Genomic DNA, 18,206 nt, shown 5'->3' with positions numbered 1-18,206 from the left:
GCGGAGCAGGACCCCGAGCCCGAGACTACGACCGAGCCCGAGCCCGAGCCCGAGCCCGAGCCCGTCGCGGAGGAGAAGCCCCAGCCGGCGGCGCAGGCCACGACCGAAACCAAGCCGGAGGCGGAAGAGAAGCCCCAGCCGGAGACCACGACCGAGCACGCGCCGGAGGCCGAGCCGACGGCGGAGGAGAGGCCCCAGGGCGCGAAGCCCGAAGGCGAAGCCGCCGCCGAGGTGACCACCGCGACGACCGAGACCACCGGGACCACGGAGCCGGAGGCTGCCGCAGAGCCCGAGCCGGCCGTGGAAGTGGAACCGGAGGTCACCCCGGAACCGGAGGCTGCTGAGCCCGAGGCCGAGGCGCCCGCCGAGGTCACGTCGGAGGCTGAGCAGGCTGAGCCGACGGCCACGGACCCCGAGCCCGCGGTGGAACCCGAGCCCAAGCCGGAAGCGGTCGCCGAGACCACCCCCGAACCCGTCGCCGAGACGGCCCCCGAACCGAGCCCCGAGCCCGAGGCCGCGAAGGAGCCGGAGCCGGTGGCTGCCGCCCCCGAGCCGGTCGCCGCCGCCGACGGCGCGGCCGAGGCCCCGGTGGACGCCGACGGCGCAGCCGATGCGAAGCCAGCTCTGAGCCTCGCTCGCGTGAGGTCCCGCGCCCCCGGTCTCGTCACCGCCTACAAGGCCGCCGCCACCGCCCTCGACAAGCACGGCCTCACCGGCACCCGGGCCAAGGTCTACCTCGTGCTGGACCGCTCCGCCTCCATGCGCCCGTACTACAAGGACGGCTCCGCGCAGGCGCTCGGCGAGCAGGTCCTCGCCCTCGCCGCCCACCTCGACCCCGAGGCCACGGTGCACGTGGTCTTCTTCTCCACCGAGCTGGACGGCACGGGAGAGCTGACCCTCGCGGAGTACGAGAACAAGATCGACGATCTCCACGCGGGCCTCGGCCGCATGGGCCGTACGAGCTACCACGCGGCGGTGGAGGCGGTCACGAGCCACCACGACAAGTCCGCGGACCCCGCCCTCCCCGCCCTGGTGGTCTTCCAGACGGACGGCGCCCCGGACGCGAAGACCCCCGCCACCCAGTCCCTCGCGGACGCCACGAAGAGCCACCCCGCCCTCTTCTTCTCCTTCATCGCGTTCGGCGACCCGGAGAACAAGGCTTTCGACTACCTCCGCAAGCTGAAGACGGACAACACGGCCCACTTCCTGGCCGGCGAGACTCCCCGCGAGCTCACGGACACGGAGGTCTACGAGGGCGTACTGGCGAACTGGCGCCCGTAAACCTCCGCCCGGCCCGGCCGCACGGCGACCGCGGCGACCGACGCCGCCCGCTTCTCACCCCGTAGAACGAGAGGCGGGCGGCGTGCCCGTGTCGGCTACGATTTCAAGGTTCGTAGACGATGAAAGACGGTCCGGAAACCGACGATCATCACCCCACGTAGCGACTTGGGAGCAGCCCGCGATGGCTCGACACCTCATCACCAGCGCCCTTCCGTACATCAACGGGATCAAGCACCTGGGCAACATGGTGGGGTCCATGCTCCCGGCGGACGTGTACTCCCGCTATCTGCGCCAGCGCGGCCACGACGTGCTCTTCATCTGCGCGACCGACGAGCACGGCACCCCCGCCGAGCTGGCGGCCAAGGAGCTGGGCCTGCCGGTCGACGAGTTCTGCGCCCAGGCGCATGACGCCCAGAAGGCGGTGTACGACGGCTTCAAACTGGCGTTCGACTACTTCGGCCGCAGCTCGTCCCCGCAGAACCGCGAGATCACGCAGGAGATCGCCCGCGAGCTCAAGGCGAACGGGTTCATCGAGGAGCGGGCCATCCGCCAGGTGTACTCGAACGCCGACGGCCGCTTCCTGCCCGACCGGTACATCATCGGCACCTGCCCGCACTGCGGCTACGACAAGGCCCGCGGCGACCAGTGCGAGAACTGCACCCGCGTCCTCGACCCCACGGACCTGATCGATCCGCGCTCGGCGATCAGCGGCAGCAGCGACCTCGAGGTCCGCGAGACCAAGCACCTCTTCCTCCTCCAGTCCGCGCTGGCCGGGGAGGTCGAGGCATGGGTCGACGAGCGCGCCGACACCTGGCCGGTGCTCGCCTCCTCGATCGCCCGCAAGTGGCTCACCGAGGGCCTGCACGACCGTGCCATCACCCGTGACCTGGACTGGGGCGTCCCCGTCCCGGCCGACACCTGGCCCGAACTGGCCGCCGAGGGCAAGGTCTTCTACGTCTGGTTCGACGCCCCGATCGAGTACATCGGCGCGACGAAGGAGTGGGCGGACCAGGACCCGCAGAACCGGGACTGGCGTTCATGGTGGTGGGAGTCCGAGGCCGATGTCCGCTACACCCAGTTCATGGGCAAGGACAACGTGCCCTTCCACAGCGTGATGTTCCCGGCGACCCTGCTGGGCACCCGCGCGCCGTGGAAGAAGGTCGACGTCATCAAGGCCTTCAACTGGCTCAACTACTACGGCGGCAAGTTCTCCACCTCGCAGAAGCGCGGCGTCTTCACGCACGACGCGCTGGAGATCCTGCCCGCCGACTACTGGCGTTACTTCATGATGGCGAACGCGCCGGAGTCGGACGACACGTCCTTCACCTGGGAGCACTTCACGGCCACGGTGAACAAGGACCTCGCGGACACCCTGGGCAACTTCGTCAACCGGGTGCTGTCCTTCTCCCGCAAGCGCTTCGGCGACGCGGTGCCGGAGGGCGGCGAGCCGGGCGAGGCCGAGGCGCGGCTCGGTGAGGAGATCGGGCGCCGCCTCGCGGAGTACGAGGAGCACATGGAGGCCATCCAGTTCCGCAAGGCGGCGGCCTCGCTGCGCGCCCTGTGGTCGGCCGGCAACTCCTACCTGGAGGAGAAGGCCCCCTGGCTGGAGATCAAGACCAACAAGGAGGGCGCGGCCCTCACCCTGCGCACGGCGATGAACCTGATCCACCTTTACGCGGTGGTCTCGGAGCCGTTCATCCCGACATCCTCGGCGGCCATGCGCGCGGCCTTCGACCTGAAGGACGACACGGCCACGTGGGTGACGCACGAGGAGGCGAAGTCCCTCACCACGGTCCGGCCCGGCACGCCGTTCACGGTTCCCCCGGTGCTGTTCGCGAAGCTGACGGACGAGGACCTGACCGCGTACAAGGAGCGCTTCGGCGGCGAGTCGGAGTAGCTCGCCGCAAGGCGCACCGCCCGCACAGGGCAGAGGCCCGGGAAGCGTCCGCTTCCCGGGCTCCGCGCCGCCACAGGTCCTCGAGCCCTCCGACGGGCCCGACGGTCTCCCCGCTCCTCGGGCAGGTCCAGACCGCCTCGCCCCCTACCACCGTCGCGGTCGGCGGATGCGTGTCCGGGTGCACCGGGCAGCGCGGCCAGACCGCCGGGGCGCCCTCGGACCACGGAGCCTCGACCGCCCGGTCCCGCATCCGGTCCGCGAGGTACGCCAGACGCTCCGCCGGTGTGTCACCGGGGCCTTCGCTCACCCCTTGTCCGCTGCCGTCCGGCGCATAGAGCACCAGCCCGTACCCCCTCAGGGTGATACGCGTCGTCATGCGGGAAGGTCCCACACGAAAGTGGCCCGGAACCGGCCATCGGTTCCGAGCCACCCGAACCGCGGCGCTCACCGCACCGCCCGGCTCCGCTCCTACTTCGGCTGCGGCTTCCGCACCGACAGGTGCAGCTCCCTCAGCCGCTCCTCCGGCAGCTCCGTCGGCGCGCCCATCATCAGGTCCTGCGCGTTGCCGTTGAGCGGGAACGCGATGGTCTCGCGGATGTTCGGCTCGTCGGCCAGCAGCATCACGATGCGGTCGACACCCGGCGCGATACCGCCGTGCGGCGGGGCGCCGAAGCGGAAGGCGCGGAGCATGCCGGCGAACTGCTCCTCGACGGTCTCGCGGTCGTATCCCGCGATCTCGAAGGCCTTGAGCATGATCTCCGGCTCATGGTTCCGGATGGCGCCCGAGGACAGCTCGACACCGTTGCAGACGATGTCGTACTGCCAGCCCAGGATGTCCAGCGGGTCCTGGGTCTGAAGCGCCTCCAGGCCGCCCTGCGGCATCGAGAACGGGTTGTGCGAGAAGTCGATCTTGCCGGTCTCCTCGTCCTTCTCGTACATCGGGAAGTCGACGACCCAGCAGAAGCGGAAGACGCCCTCCTCGAAGTGGCCGGCCCGCTTGGCGGCCTCCACCCGCACCGCGCCCATGACCTTCGAGACCTCGTCGAACTCGCCGGCGCCGAAGAAGACGGCGTGCCCGGCGGCCAGCTGGAGCCGCTTCGTGAGCTCCGCGACGTTCTCCTCGGTCAGGAACTTCGCGATCGGGCCGGTCAGCGAGCCGTCCTCGGCGACGCGCACCCAGGCCAGGCCCTTGGCACCCAGTGAGACGGCGTACTCACCGAGCTGGTCGAAGAACTTCCGGGGCTGGTCCTGCACGGCCGGCACCGGCAGTGCGCGCACGTGCCTGCCCGCGAAGGCCTTGAACTCCGAGCCCTCGAAGACATCGGTGATGTCGACGAGCTCCAGCTTGGCGCGCAGGTCCGGCTTGTCGGATCCGTACTTGAGCATGGCCTCGCGGAACGGGATCCGCGGGAAGGGCGAGGTGACGTGACGGCCTCCGCCGAACTCCTCGAAGATCTCGGTCATGAGCTTCTCGATCGGCTGGAAGACGTCCTCCTGCTCGACGAAGCTCATCTCGACGTCGAGCTGGTAGAACTCGCCCGGCGAGCGGTCCGCGCGGGCGTCCTCGTCACGGAAGCAGGGCGCGATCTGGAAGTAGCGGTCGAAGCCGGAGATCATCAGCAGCTGCTTGAACTGCTGCGGCGCCTGCGGCAGCGCGTAGAACCTGCCCGGGTGCAGACGGGAGGGGACGACGAAGTCGCGGGCGCCCTCGGGGGAGGTGGCGCTGAGGATCGGGGTCGCCATCTCGTTGAAACCCATCGCCGCCATCTTGTGGCGGATGGCCGAGATCACCGACGTACGCAGCAGGATGTTGCGGTGCATGCGCTCGCGGCGCAGGTCCAGGAAGCGGTACTCCAGGCGCCGCTCCTCGTTCACCCCGTCCTCGGTGTTGATCGTGAAGGGGAGCGGAGCCGCGGCGCCCAGCACCTCGACATCGCCGACCTCGATCTCGATCTCGCCGGTCGGCAGGTCCGGGTTCACGTTCTCCGTGCCGCGGGAGACGACCTTGCCGTCGACACGGACGACCGTCTCCTTGGAGAGCTTGTCGAGCGCCTCGTACGCGGGCGTGCCGGGACGGGCGACAAGCTGCGTGATGCCGTAGTGGTCGCGCAGATCGATGAAGAGGATGCCGCCCAGGTCGCGCCGATTGTGCAGCCAGCCACTCAGCCGGACGTCGCTGCCGACGTCAGAGGCGCGGAGCTCGCCGCAGGTGTGGGACCTGTACCGATGCATCGTCGTTCATCCAGTCTTCGCGGGTCGGGTGTTCCCGGGGTCGCTCGCCCCGGCGCCTCCGGGCGGCCACGGCCCGGACCTACCAAGGGTACCGGCCGCCCCGACATCGCCTCCCCCTACTTATCGGCGACGCTCCGCGAAGACGGCCGTGAGGGCCCTTCCACCTTCGGCGGAGTCCTTCACGCGCCCGGCTGTTCCCCGCGCGCGCCCGGTCCCGGGGGGGCCGGTCCCGGTTCGTCCCCCGGTCCGTACCGCGCCCGCAGCTCGTGGCCGACACCGAACGCCGCCGCGGTCAGCGGCACCGCCAGCAGCATCCCGAGGATCCCGGCGACCGACGCCCCCGCGGTGAGCGCGAGCAGCACCGCGGCCGGGTGCATCCGCACGGTCCGGCTCTGCACCACCGGTTGCAGCACATGCCCGTCCAGCACCTGCACGGCGACGACGACACCGAGCGCCCAGAGCGCGATGACCAGCCCGCGGTCCGCGAGGGCGACCAGGACCGCGACCGCGCCCGAGAGGAAGGCACCGAGGTAGGGGATGTAGGCGCCGACGAAGACGAGCGCGCCCAGCCCGATAGCCCCCGGAACGCCGAGGACCAGCAGCCCCACGGTGGTCAGCGTCGCGTCGATGAGCGCGATGACGGTGGTGCCGCGCATGAATCCCTCGACGGCCGCGAAGGCGCGCCGCGCCACGGCCTCGACGGTGTCGGCGGTGCCGCGCGGGGCGAGCGAGCGCAGCTGGGCCGCCACTCGGTGGGAGTCGCGCAGGAAGAAGAAGACGAGCAGCAGCGCCAGTACGGCCATGGCGATGTACTCGGCGACGACGCTGACCCCGCTGATCACATTGGAGGCGGCGGTGCCACCGAACTTGGAGAGCAGCCCCTTGGAGCTGGTGGCCAGGTTGTCCAGTGAGGTGCCGGCCGCCCCGAAGTACGGCGTGACAGACTTCGCGGCCCGCTTCAGCGAGGACAGGATCTGCTCGCCGGTGTCGACGAGTGCGGTGACGACGATGTACCCGGCCCCGCCGACCACGGTCACGACGGCGACGCAGGTGATCCCGGCCGCGAGCGACCGGTGGACACCGGCCCGCACGAGCCACCGGTGCAGCGGCCCGAGGAGCGCGGTGCCGAGCAGCGCGAGCAGCACGGGCACGACGGCCGTACGGAACTGCCCGCACAGCCGGATCACGATCCAGACGACTCCGGCGACCAGCAGGACGGCGGCACACCAGGCGGCGAGCCGGCGTACGGGCTCGGGAAGGAGCTGCATCCTCCCAGCCGATCACGCGAAGGGCGGGCTGTCCTGTGTGGACAGCCCGCCCGGGTGACGCGGTATCAGGCCGGGCAGCGGTGTGTAGCCGCTGGTCAGGCCTCCCGCGGACCGCTCTCGCTCATCCCGTGCACCGCCGGGACGGTGCCGAGGCGCCCCTTCTGGAAGTCCTCGAAGGCCTGCTGCAGCTCCTCGCGGGTGTTCATCACGAACGGGCCGTAGTGCGCCATGGGCTCACGGATCGGCTGTCCGCCCAGCAGGATGACCTCCAGGTCGGGCGTGTGGGAGTCCTGCTTCTCGTCCGCGCGGACGGTGATCGAGGATCCCGCGCCGAACACGGCGGTCTGGCCGAGGTGGATCGGGCGGCGCTCCGTACCGACGCTGCCGCGGCCGGCCAGGACGTACGCGAGGCCGTTGAAGTCCTCGCGCCAGGGCAGGGTGACCTCGGCGCCCGGTGCCACGGTGGCGTGGATCAGGGTGATCGGCGTGTGCGTGATGCCGGGGCCCCGGTGGCCGTCCAGCTCGCCGGCGATGACGCGGATCAGCGCGCCGCCGTCGGGGGTGGTCAGCAGCTGGACCTGACCGCCGCGGATGTCCTGGTAGCGCGGGGCCATCATCTTGTCCCTGGCGGGGAGGTTGACCCAGAGCTGGATGCCGTGGAACAGGCCGCCGGACACGACGAGCGACTCCGGCGGGGCCTCGATGTGCAGCAGACCCGAGCCCGCGGTCATCCACTGGGTGTCGCCGTTGGTGATGGTGCCGCCACCACCGTTGGAGTCCTGGTGGTCGAAGGTCCCGTCGATGATGTAGGTGACGGTCTCGAAGCCACGGTGGGGGTGCCAGGGGGTGCCCTTGGGCTCGCCCGGCGCGTACTCCACCTCGCCCATCTGATCCATCATGATGAACGGGTCGAGGTGGCGGTAGTGGATCCCGGCGAACGCCCGGCGGACCGGGAAGCCCTCGCCCTCGAAGCCGCTGGGCGCGGTCGTGACACCGAGCACGGGACGGGACACCGCGTCGGCCGACGCGACCACACGGGGCAGGGTCAGCGGGTTTTCTACGGTCACTGCAGGCATGTCGGGACCTCCTTGTGCTTCCACTTTAGTTGACCATTGAACTTTCTGCCACCCCCGAACGCGGAAAGCCCGGAGGGCATTCCCTCCGGGCTTCCATCGCCGCGTGAGTGCGTCAGCAGCTTGGGCCGCTTCAGTTGCTGAAGTACAGGTACTTCCAGGCCCCATAGGTCGTGGAGTTCACGCTGTCACCGGACGATCCGTTGACGTACACCGACCGCGTCCGCGCCCTGATCCCGGACTCGCCGGGCGCCTCCAGACGCACGGCCGACCTGCCGTTCGCGCCGACCGCGAAGTACTGGGAGTCGGCCGGGTACCACCGTCCCTGGTAGTAGACCTGGAGGTCGAAGCGCTGCCGGCGACCCGGGTAGTACGTCATGGCCGTGGTGAGCAGCGGGTCGGTGTTCTTGTGGAACCAGTAGTACGACGTCGAGCCGATTCTGGCCGTCTTGTAGTGCCTGGAGACGGCCGTGGAGACCCTGACCCTGGCGTACGCCGTGACCTTCGCCGTCCCCGGCCTGTACCGGGAGTCACCCGCGAAAACCGCGGTCACGGCCGTGTCGCGGGTCATGTCCAGGGTCACGGACAGGTTGCCGCTGCTGTTGACGGTGCCGGACTTCACCAGCTTCTTCGGCCTGTCCGAACCGAAGGGGTCCGCGTAGATCTCGACCTTGCGGTTCTTGTACGTCGTGCCGAGGTGCGCGGTGAACTTTACGTCGGCGCCGTAGTTGTACAGCTTGCCGTTGTTGTTCAGGGTCAGCGTCGTGGTGGCGCGGGAGACCTCGACCTTGTCGGAGGCGCCGGCCGGCGTGTGCTCGGCGTCGCCCGCGTAGCCGACCTTGTACGTGACCCTGCCGCCGGCCGGCGGGGTGTCCGTGAAGGAGTAGGTGCCGTCCGCCTTCGCCGTGACGGCCGGGAGCGCCTTGCCGCCGGGGCTGTCCAGGTCGACACGGGTGACCGCGAGCTTCACGCCCGCCGGGAGCGGCACGTTCGCAGTGATCCTGCCCTTGACCGTGAGCCGCTTGGCGCGGGTCGCGGAGGCGGGCGCGTCGACCGTGAGGGCCGGCACGCTGAGCGCCGGGCCGGTGTACGCCTTCAGGGTGAAGGTGCTGCCCGTACCGGCCAGGGCGAACAGCCGCGAGGAGTCGGGGGCCCACGCCACCTCGCCGATGCCGGAGGACGTCCCCGTGTCGAAGCGGCGCACCGGAGTGGTGGCGCCCGGCTTGTAGACGGACACATGACGGTCGTAGGCCTGGGCGATCAGACCGCTCGGCGAGACGTCGCCGGACCAGCCCGTCTCCGTGAGTTCCCCGGCCTCCTTGAAGGCCCCGTCGGCGTACGAGAGCTTCCGGGAGCCGTTCCACAGCACCTGGGAGGTGCCGGGTACGAGGTCGATGTCGCCGAAGTACTGCCCGCCCTCGCTCTTGGCGACCAGCGTCGGGGTGGCCCCCGAGACGTCGAGCACGTTCAGCGCGCCCGGGCTGTCGCCGCTGTCGGCGAAGGACAGCAGACCGGGCACGGACGGGTCGGCGTCGAGGGCCGCCGCGTTGTAGTACGGGGCGACCGTGTCCGGGAGCTGTCCGAGGGTCACCGCGGCGGCCGCGTCGGTGGCGGCGGGGTCGATGGAGCCCAGGTTGCCGTGGAAGCCGTCGTCACCCGTGATCCGGTACGAGAACCAGAGCCGTCCGCCCGCGAAGGCGACCTCGCGCGGGTCGGTACCGGCGCCGAGGTCGTAGCGGGTCTTGACCTCCAGGGTGGCCGCGTCCAGGGCCACGATCTCGTGGCTGGTGGGCAGGGACGCGTACAGGGTGAGGCCGTCGTCGGAGAGCGCGAGGTCGCTGGGGCGGCCGAAGCCGACGTTCATGTCGACCAGGGTGCCCTTGTAGTCGGTGGCCAGGATCCGTCCGTTGTCCTGGTCGGCGACGAAGACACGCTGGAGGGCACCGTCGGCGACGAGGCCGACGGGCTGGGCGAGAACGGCCGGCTCGGCCGAGGCGGAGCCCGCCGCGGCCACGCTCAGCGTGACCGAGCCGAAGAGGACCGCGAGCGCCGTCGCGGCCGAAGTGCTGCGCATGCGCACAGTGATGAACCCCCACAAGAGATCCCGGGTTCGCCGGGGAGATGAGAGCGCCGCGCGACACCCGGACGCGACCGCATGAGGGCGGTGACGTGCGGGGCGCGGCTGCCGGGGGCAACTCTATGGCATGGCTGTGACAAACGACGGGCGGATTCACCGGGGCAACGGGCCCCTCGGCCCGGCCTGGTCAGCCGTCAGCGGGGCAGTGGCGTTCAGCTGCCAGCGGGGCAAGAGCGCTCAGCCGTCCGCGAGGCACGGGGCGTCCAGCCGTCCGCGAGGCAAGGGTGACTACCCATACATGCGCCGCATCGCGAACTCCACCATCTGCTCGACCGCCTTCGCGTCGAACACCATCCGGTGCTCCCCCTCCATGTCGAGGACGAACCCGTACCCCGTCGGCAGCAGATCGATCACCTCGGCGCCGGTGATCACGAAGTACTTCGACTCCTTGCCCGCGTATCGCCGCAGCTCCTTCAGCGAGGTGAACATGGGGATCACCGGCTGCTGGGTGTTGTGCAGCGCCAGGAACCCGGGGTTGTCACCGCGCGGGCAGTAGACCTTGGACGTGGCGAAGATCTGCTGGAAGTCCTCGGCGGACATCGACCCGGTGGTGAACGCGCGGACCGCGTCCGCGAGCGAGGGCGGCGACGGCTCGGGATACAGCGGAGGCTGCTGGCCGTATCCGCCGGGCATCTGCCCGCCCGGCATCTGCTGCCCGGGCATCTGCTGCTGCGCCGAGGCGTACTGCTGCTGCGCACCCGCGTTCTGGTAGCCGTACATGCCCCAAAGAGTAGTGGGCCACATATGGATCGTGAGGGGTTGATTCTTATTACCGACGGGTAGCATCATCGGTGCTACTCGTCAGTACTCGAACCAGATGCGAGGAGACAGTGCCTCGCCGATCTCTCTACGGAGCCGTCGCCATGGGGCACTACAAGTCGAATCTCCGCGACATCGAGTTCAACCTCTTCGAGGTGCTCGGCCGCGACAAGCTGTACGGCACCGGCCCGTTCGCGGAGATGGACACGGACACCGCCAAGAGCGTCCTCGAGGAGCTGACCCGCCTCGCGGAGAACGAGCTGGCGGAGTCCTTCGCGGACGCCGACCGCAACCCGCCGGTCTTCGACCCCGAAACGAACACCGCCCCGATCCCCGAGTCCTTCAAGAAGAGCTACAAGGCCTTCATGGACTCCGAGTACTGGCGCCTCGGCCTGCCCGAGGGAATCGGCGGCACGACGGCTCCCCCGTCCCTGATCTGGGCGTACGCGGAGCTGATCCTCGGCTCGAACCCGGCCGTGTGGATGTACTCCTCCGGCCCGGCGTTCGCCGGCATCCTCTACGACGAGGGCAACGAGGTCCAGAAGAAGATCGCGCAGATAGCCGTCGACCGGACCTGGGGCTCCACGATGGTGCTGACCGAGCCGGACGCCGGCTCGGACGTCGGCGCCGGCCGCACCAAGGCGGTCCAGCAGGAGGACGGCTCCTGGCACATCGAGGGCGTGAAGCGCTTCATCACCTCCGGTGAGCACGACATGGAGGAGAACATCCTCCACTACGTACTCGCCCGTCCCGAGGGCGCCGGCCCCGGCACCAAGGGCCTGTCCCTCTTCCTCGTCCCGAAGTACCTCTTCGACTTCGAGACCGGCGAGCTGGGCGAGCGCAACGGCGTCTACGCCACCAACGTCGAGCACAAGATGGGCCTGAAGGCCTCCAACACCTGCGAGATGACCTTCGGTGACCGCCACCCCGCCAAGGGCTGGCTGATCGGCGACAAGCACGACGGCATCCGCCAGATGTTCCGCATCATCGAGTTCGCCCGCATGATGGTCGGCACGAAGGCGATCTCCACGCTGTCCACCGGCTACCTGAACGCCCTGGAGTACGCCAAGGAGCGCGTCCAGGGCCCGGACCTGGCCAACTTCATGGACAAGGCCGCGCCCAAGGTCACCATCACCCACCACCCCGACGTGCGCCGCTCGCTGATGACGCAGAAGGCGTACGCCGAGGGCATGCGGGCACTGGTGCTCTACACCGCCTCCGTCCAGGACGCGATCGCGGTCAAGGAGGCGAACGGCGAGGACGCCGCCACCGAGCACGCCCTCAACGACCTGCTTCTGCCGATCGTCAAGGGCTACGGCTCCGAGAAGGGCTACGAGCAGCTCGCCCAGTCGCTCCAGACCTTCGGCGGCTCCGGCTTCCTGCAGGAGTACCCGATCGAGCAGTACATCCGCGACGCCAAGATCGACACCCTCTACGAGGGCACCACCGCTATCCAGGGCCAGGACTACTTCTTCCGGAAGATCGTCCGCAACCAGGGCGCCGCGCTGAACTCGCTCGCCGAGGACATCAAGAAGTTCCTGGCCATCGGCACCGGCGGCGAGGAGCTGGCCACCGCGCGCGAGCACCTCGCCAAGGCGGCCGTCGAACTGGAGGCCATCGTCGGCCTGATGCTCGCCGACCTCGCGGCCACCGAGCAGGACGTCAAGAACATCTACAAGGTGGGGCTGAACACCACCCGCCTGCTGCTTGCGTCCGGTGATGTGATCGTCGGCTACCTGCTGCTGAAGGGTGCCGCGATCGCCGCCGAGAAGCTCCAGACGGCCTCCGCCAAGGACAAGGCGTTCTACACCGGCAAGATCGCGGCGGCGAAGTTCTTCGCGGCCAACGTCCTGCCGGGCGTGACCCTGGCCCGCAAGGTGGCCGAGGGCGTCGACCTGGACCTCATGGAGCTGGACGAGGCCGCGTTCTAGGACGCGCCGGGCACGGGACGCCGCCGCACGCGGCGCCCCGGCCGGGCCCTGTCCGCCCTGGTCGGCCCGGCCGGCGTGCTCCAACCTCCACATCCTCCTTACGAGGGCCCGCTCCCATCACCGGGAGCGGGCCCTCGCCCGTCGTTAAGGTGAACCCATGAGCACAAGCCCTCGCTTCGACCGCGGCCACACCGACGACCTCATGTCCTTCCTGGCGGCCGGTCCCTCGCCGTACCACGCCGTGGCTCAGTCCGCCGAACGGCTGGAGAAGGCCGGCTTCCGGCAGGTCGCGGAGACGGATGCGTGGGACGGGACGAGCGGCGGCAAGTACGTGCTCCGCGGGGGCGCGATCGTCGCCTGGTACGTCCCCGAGGGCGCCGATCCCCACACGCCGTTCCGGATCGTGGGCGCACACACCGACTCCCCGAACCTGCGGGTGAAGCCGCGGCCGGACAGCGGCGCCCACGGCTGGCGGCAGATCGCGGTCGAGATCTACGGCGGCCCGCTGCTCAACTCCTGGCTGGACCGCGACCTCGGCCTGTCCGGCCGGCTCTCCCTGCGCGACGGCTCCACCCGCCTCGTCAACATCGACAGACCGCTGCTGCGCGTGCCCCAGCTGGCCGTGCACCTGGACCGCTCGGTCTCCACGGAGGGGCTGAAGCTGGACAAGCAGCGTCACCTCCAGCCCATCTGGGGCCTGGGCGAGGACGTCCGGGACGGCGATCTCATCGCGTTTCTGGAGCAGGAGCTGGGCCTGGCCCCGGGCCAGGTGACGGGCTGGGACCTGATGACCCACTCCGTCGAGCCGCCGGCCTATCTCGGCCGGGACAAGGAGCTGGTGGCGGGCCCGCGGATGGACAACCTGCTGTCCGTGCACGCGGCCACCGCGGCGCTCGCGGCCGTCGCCGGCACCGGCACCGCCCTCTCGTTCATCCCGGTGCTCGCGGCCTTCGACCACGAGGAGAACGGCTCCCAGTCCGACACCGGCGCCGACGGCCCACTGCTCGGATCCGTGCTGGAGCGCTCGGTGTTCGCCCGGGGCGGTTCCTACGAGGACCGGGCTCGGGCCTTCGCCGGCTCGGTCTGCCTGTCCTCCGACACCGGGCACGCCGTCCACCCCAACTACCCGGAGCGTCACGACCCGACCCACCACCCGCGGGCGGGTGGCGGCCCCATCCTCAAGGTGAACGTCAACAACCGCTACGCCACGGACGGTTCCGGACGTGCGATCTTCGCGGCCGCCTGCGAGAAGGCGAACGTCCCGTTCCAGACCTTCGTCTCGAACAACGCGATGCCCTGCGGCACGACCATCGGCCCCATCACGGCGGCCCGCCACGGCATCAAGACGGTCGACATCGGCGCGGCGATCCTCTCGATGCACAGCGCCCGCGAACTGTGCGCCGCGGACGACCCGCATCTGCTGGCGAACGCGCTGGTGGCGTTCCTGGAGGGCTGACGCGCGCCGCCGCGGCGGCGGCCCGCTCCTCCAGGCCCGTCACTCGCGCGTCCGTGCGATCGTCCCGGCATGCCCACCGCCCTCCCGGGTACCCGGGTTCTGGGCCGGAAGGACCGGCCCACAGGGAGGGCAGAACTCATGGGCCTGGGTGGATGCATCATCCTGATCGCCGTGGGGGCCATCCTCGCGTTCGCGACCGACTGGCACATGCAGGGCGTCAACCTTCATCTGGTCGGCGTCATCTTCATGGTCGTCGGGCTGATCGGGGTCGCCACGTTCAGCAGCATCTACCGTCGGAGGCGGGTCATGGTGCCGCCCACCCCCGTTGTCGAGGAGGAACGGCACCGTCCCGGCGACGGCTACGGCGGGTACGGGGTCTGACCCCGCACTCGGCCGCCCCGCCGCCTACTCCACGTCCATGCCCGCCAGCACCAGCGGAAGCCGGGTCACACCGCCCTCCGTGACACGGACCGGGACTCCCCAGTCCTGCTGGTGGACGTGGCACGCCGGATACTCGTTCGCCGGATCGTCGTCGCAGGACGCCGCCATCGCCGAGACGTGCAGCACCCCCTCGGATATGGACGGGTTCAGCTCCAGCTCGCGCGCCAGATCCGTGTGGGCCCCGTCGCCCTCGAGCAGCAGCTCGGGCGGGGTCGTGGAGACCAGCAGACGGGTCGAGGGGCCGTAGCGCGTGTCCAGCTTCTGCCCGGCCGGGGCCTGGAACACGACCTCCAACCGGAGCCTGCCGGGCGCCACTTCGGTCGCCGCGCGCTGGGTGCGGTGGGCGACCGACGCGACCTGCACCGCCTCCTCCGGCAGCCGCAGCCGGGTCAGCCGGTGACGGGCGGACTCCACCACCACGATGTCCTCGCCCGCGAGCACCGCGTCCGACGGCTCCCGCAGGTCCGTCGCGAGCGTCGTCACCTCGTCCGTCGCCGGGTCGTAGCGCCGCAGCGCGTGGTTGTAGGTGTCGCTGACCGCCACGGAGCCGTCCGGCAGCGCGGTCACACCCAAGGGATGCTGGAGCAGAGCCTGTTCGGCCGTGCCGTCCCGGTGGCCGAAGTCGAAGAGCCCCGTGCCGACCGCCGTGTGCACCGCGCCGTCCCGGTCCACCCAGCGCAGGGCGCTCGTCTCGGAGTCCGCGAGCCACAGCCGCTCCCCGTCGGCGGACACCGCCAGACCCGACGGCTGTGCGAACCATGCCTGGGCTCCCGGCCCGTCCACCAGACCCTCGTTGGTGGTGCCCGCCGCCACCGCGACCGTGTCCGCCTCGGGGTCGTAGGCCCACAGCTGATGCACGCCCGCCATGGCTATCCACACCCGGCCGCCGAAGACCGCGACGTCCCACGGCGAGGAGAGGTCCACCTCCCGGGCGGGACCGGACGTGGGCGAACCCTGCCACCACTGCTTGCCGGTGCCCGCGAGCGTGGTGACCGACCCGGTCGCCAGGTCCAGGCGGCGCAGCGCGTGGTTCACGGTGTCGGCGACGGCCACCGCGCCGTCGTCCAGCAGCGCCAGGCCCTGAGGCTCGCTGAAGCTCGCCGCCTCGGCCGGACCGTCCGAGAAGCCCCGCAGACCCGAACCGATGCGCCGCACCACCGTCTCGCCGTCCGCCGCCAGCTCCACCAGCTGGTGCCGGGTGGTGTCACTGACCAGGAAGGTGCCGGACGGCAGCAGGAGCGCCTTGCCCGGGAAGCGCAGGGTGGTCGGCTCCGGCTCCGGCGCCACGTAGGGACCGTCGCCGCGGCGCAGGGTGCCCTTCGCCTCGTGCTCGTCTTCCAGTTCCTCGACGAGCCGCGCCATCGCGTGGGCATGACCTTCACCCGCGTGCTGGGCGACCACGTACCCCTCGGGGTCGATGACCACGAGCGTCGGCCAGGCGCGCACGGCGTACTGCTTCCAGGTGGCGAGCTCCGGGTCGTCGAGGACGGGGTGCTCCACCCCGTACCGCTCGACGGCGTCCACCACCGCCTGGTGTTCCGCCTCATGGACGAACTTCGGAGAGTGCACGCCGATGATCACCACGGTGTCGCGGTGCTTCTCCTCCAGCTCGCGCAGCTCGTCCAGGACGTGCAGACAGTTGATGCAGCAAAACGTCCAGAAGTCGAGGATGACGATACGTCCTCGCAGGTCGGCGAGGGTGTATTGCTCTCCGCCCGTGTTCAGCCAGCCGCCCTTGCCGATCAGCTCGGGGGCGCGGACACGGATGCGACGCGGTGTGGAGTCGTTCATGGCTCAAGAGTGCCACCCGAGCTCGGCGGCCAGGGAAGCCTGTGGACAACCCGGTGACGATGCGTACGCGTACGGGATGCGCACCCGCCGTCACGGAGAGATGCTCGACCCAGACAGGGGGGCCATTGCAAGGGAGCAGTTCCATGCCACGTGACATCGACGACCAGATCCGCCGCCGGGACCGTGAGCGCGAGCACGGGGAGATCATCGGCGAGGACAGGCGCGACCGGGACCGGCACGACCCCGACATGAGCGGGCAGGGCCCGGCGGACGATGTGGAGGGCTCCGGCCTGCGGCGGGAGCGCGACGAGCGCCGTTCGTCGTGGGACGAGGACGACGAGGACCTACGCGACAGACGGGACACGCGGGACGGCTACCGGTAGCCCGGCCACCCGCATCCCGCGCGCGATCCGTGTGCGAGTCCTCCGCCGACGGCGGGGGACTCGTCCGCGTCCGGCCCGTGCCCGGTCCGTGCCCGGTCCGTGCCGACCGGACTCAGCCCGTCGGCCTACCGGCGGCGTTTCGGAACGGCCACGGGGGAAGCCCTGACCGTATGAGATTCCTCGTACGCGACCGGCTCCTCGGCATCGGTGACGACTACTGGATCGAGGACCAGCACGGAAACAAGGTGTTCCTGGTCGATGGCAAGGCGTTGCGGCTGCGGGACACGTTCGAGCTGAAGGACCCGCAGGGGCGCGTCCTGATCGACATCCACCAGAAGATGTTCGCCCTGCGCGACACGATGGTCATCGAGCGCGACGGCGAACCGCTGGCCAGAATCCGGCGCAAGCGCCTGTCCCTGCTGCGCAACCACTACCGCGTCTCGCTGGCGGACGGCACGGAACTCGACGTCAGCGGCAAGATCCTCGACCGCGAGTTCGCCATCGAGTACGAGGAGGAGCTGCTGGCGCAGATCTCCCGCCGCTGGCTGACCCTCCGCGAGACATACGGCGTCGACATCGTGCGCGAGGACGCGGATCCGGCGCTGCTGATCGCGGTGGCCGTGTGCGTGATCCACCTGGCGGACAAGGAGCGGGAGGAGGACTGAGCCGCCCGCCCCGCGCCGCCCGGACCCGGTCCGCTGCACCCGGTCCGCTACTTGGTGACCGCGAACGCCAGCAGGATCGCCGCCGTCAGCTCCGGGTCGCCCTCCGCCTTGATGCGGTCCGCCACGACGTCCGCGGTGACGCGGCCGCAGGCGAGACGGACGTACGTCTCCCAGTCCAGCGTGAGCGACACCGCCGGGCCCAGCGAGGGCGTGCCGTCTATCGAGCCGCGCCCCTCCGCGTCCACCCGGACCGTGCGCAGGAACTCGACGGGGCCGTGGACGTCGAAGACGACCGCGGCACCGGGCGGCGCCCCCGCGCCCTCGGCCACCACCTTCGGCAGTGCGGCCAGCAGCTCGTCCCTGGTGATGTGGGCACCCGGCGAGTCCAGGTTCCCCGGGCGGCCCAGGGTCGCCCGCAGGTCCTGCTCGTGCACCCACACGTCGAACGCGCGGTACCGCATGGCCTCCTCGAGGGTCTGCTCGCTCCCGAGCGGACCCCGCACCTTGGTGCCCGGATCCCGCGACTCGTTCCGCAGCTGGCGGTTGCGGCGGATGATCGTGTACTCCAGCTCGGACGTCATCTCCGGCGCCGTGTGATGACGGCGGACGTCGACCTGCATCTCCATGTAGCGCTGGTGCTCGTTGGTGACGTGGAAGAGGTCGCGCGGGAGCGTGTGGATGGGGCGGGGGTCGCCGAGCATCTCGCAGTCCATGCCGATGACGTGGGAGACCACATCACGCACCGACCACCCGGGGCAGGGCGTGCGCCGGTTCCACTCCCCTTCCACGAGCGGCTGCACCAGCTCGGATATCGCTTCGATGGAATGGGTCCAGGCGTCGGCGTAGGGCTGGAGGGTGGGATGCAGACTCACGGAACGGGACCCCTCGGGCG

General features: G+C 70.3%; 14 protein-coding genes. 7 read left to right on the top strand and 7 right to left on the bottom strand.

The window, feature by feature from the left end; translation table 11 throughout:
• Nucleotides 1–1,281, top strand: a 1,281-nt coding sequence (locus tag ABZ876_RS05545; RefSeq protein WP_361774657.1) for a VWA domain-containing protein, incomplete at its 5' end; no start/stop codon positions are given.
• A gap of 181 nt (nt 1,282–1,462) precedes the next feature.
• The gene (gene metG, locus ABZ876_RS05540; RefSeq protein ID WP_361774654.1) at nt 1,463–3,178 is read left to right on the top strand and encodes a methionine--tRNA ligase; all 1,716 of its coding nucleotides are present in this window, start codon (nt 1,463–1,465) and stop codon (nt 3,176–3,178) included.
• A gap of 468 nt (nt 3,179–3,646) precedes the next feature.
• Here the strand turns inward: metG and aspS are convergent, their stop codons facing one another.
• The 5 genes from aspS to ABZ876_RS05515 form a co-directional block, all read right to left on the bottom strand.
• Nucleotides 3,647–5,410, bottom strand: a complete 1,764-nt coding sequence (gene aspS / locus ABZ876_RS05535; protein ID WP_361774651.1) for an aspartate--tRNA ligase — start codon at nt 5,408–5,410, stop codon at nt 3,647–3,649.
• Nucleotides 5,411–5,589: 179 nt separating this feature from the next.
• Nucleotides 5,590–6,678 (bottom strand): AI-2E family transporter, encoded by a 1,089-nt coding sequence (locus ABZ876_RS05530; protein WP_361774649.1) that lies wholly within the window; start codon nt 6,676–6,678, stop codon nt 5,590–5,592.
• 95 nt (nt 6,679–6,773) lie between these two features.
• Entirely contained in the window at nt 6,774–7,754 is a 981-nt protein-coding gene (locus ABZ876_RS05525; protein ID WP_361774646.1) for a pirin family protein, read from the bottom strand.
• Between the two features lie 130 nt (nt 7,755–7,884).
• Complete coding sequence (locus tag ABZ876_RS05520; protein WP_361774643.1) at nt 7,885–9,825, bottom strand: Ig-like domain repeat protein; 1,941 nt, start codon at nt 9,823–9,825, stop codon at nt 7,885–7,887.
• Between the two features lie 291 nt (nt 9,826–10,116).
• Nucleotides 10,117–10,608, bottom strand: coding sequence for an SseB family protein (locus ABZ876_RS05515; protein WP_361774641.1), 492 nt, complete (start codon nt 10,606–10,608; stop codon nt 10,117–10,119).
• 143 nt (nt 10,609–10,751) lie between these two features.
• On the opposite strand from ABZ876_RS05515, the gene ABZ876_RS05510 reads away from it, so the two are divergent.
• The 3 genes from ABZ876_RS05510 to ABZ876_RS05500 all read left to right on the top strand — a co-directional run bounded on the left by ABZ876_RS05510 (nt 10,752) and on the right by ABZ876_RS05500 (nt 14,415).
• The gene (locus tag ABZ876_RS05510) at nt 10,752–12,578 is read left to right on the top strand and encodes an acyl-CoA dehydrogenase (RefSeq protein WP_361775573.1); all 1,827 of its coding nucleotides are present in this window, start codon (nt 10,752–10,754) and stop codon (nt 12,576–12,578) included.
• A 157-nt stretch (nt 12,579–12,735) separates the two neighbouring features.
• Nucleotides 12,736–14,034, top strand: a complete 1,299-nt coding sequence (locus ABZ876_RS05505; protein WP_361774638.1) for a M18 family aminopeptidase — start codon at nt 12,736–12,738, stop codon at nt 14,032–14,034.
• Nucleotides 14,035–14,172: 138 nt separating this feature from the next.
• Nucleotides 14,173–14,415, top strand: a complete 243-nt coding sequence (locus tag ABZ876_RS05500) for a DUF6458 family protein (protein ID WP_361774635.1) — start codon at nt 14,173–14,175, stop codon at nt 14,413–14,415.
• Nucleotides 14,416–14,439: 24 nt separating this feature from the next.
• Here ABZ876_RS05500 and ABZ876_RS05495 read toward each other — a convergent pair whose 3' ends face one another.
• Nucleotides 14,440–16,266, bottom strand: coding sequence for a thioredoxin-like domain-containing protein (locus ABZ876_RS05495; protein ID WP_361774632.1), 1,827 nt, complete (start codon nt 16,264–16,266; stop codon nt 14,440–14,442).
• Between the two features lie 143 nt (nt 16,267–16,409).
• Between ABZ876_RS05495 and ABZ876_RS05490 the strand changes: the two genes are divergently transcribed.
• Together ABZ876_RS05490 and ABZ876_RS05485 are read left to right on the top strand one after the other, a co-directional pair.
• Nucleotides 16,410–16,649, top strand: a complete 240-nt coding sequence (locus ABZ876_RS05490) for a hypothetical protein (RefSeq protein ID WP_361774629.1) — start codon at nt 16,410–16,412, stop codon at nt 16,647–16,649.
• A gap of 170 nt (nt 16,650–16,819) precedes the next feature.
• The gene (locus ABZ876_RS05485; RefSeq protein ID WP_361774626.1) at nt 16,820–17,314 is read left to right on the top strand and encodes an LURP-one-related family protein; all 495 of its coding nucleotides are present in this window, start codon (nt 16,820–16,822) and stop codon (nt 17,312–17,314) included.
• 47 nt (nt 17,315–17,361) lie between these two features.
• Here the strand turns inward: ABZ876_RS05485 and ABZ876_RS05480 are convergent, their stop codons facing one another.
• The gene (locus tag ABZ876_RS05480; protein WP_361774623.1) at nt 17,362–18,186 is read right to left on the bottom strand and encodes a maleylpyruvate isomerase family mycothiol-dependent enzyme; all 825 of its coding nucleotides are present in this window, start codon (nt 18,184–18,186) and stop codon (nt 17,362–17,364) included.
• Nucleotides 18,187–18,206: the final 20 nt, after the last annotated feature.

It is taken from the genome of Streptomyces sp. NPDC046931, from assembly GCF_040644655.1.
In the GTDB taxonomy this organism is placed as follows: Bacteria; Actinomycetota; Actinomycetes; order Streptomycetales; family Streptomycetaceae; genus Streptomyces.
This window is presented reverse-complemented; position numbering and strand designations above follow the sequence as displayed.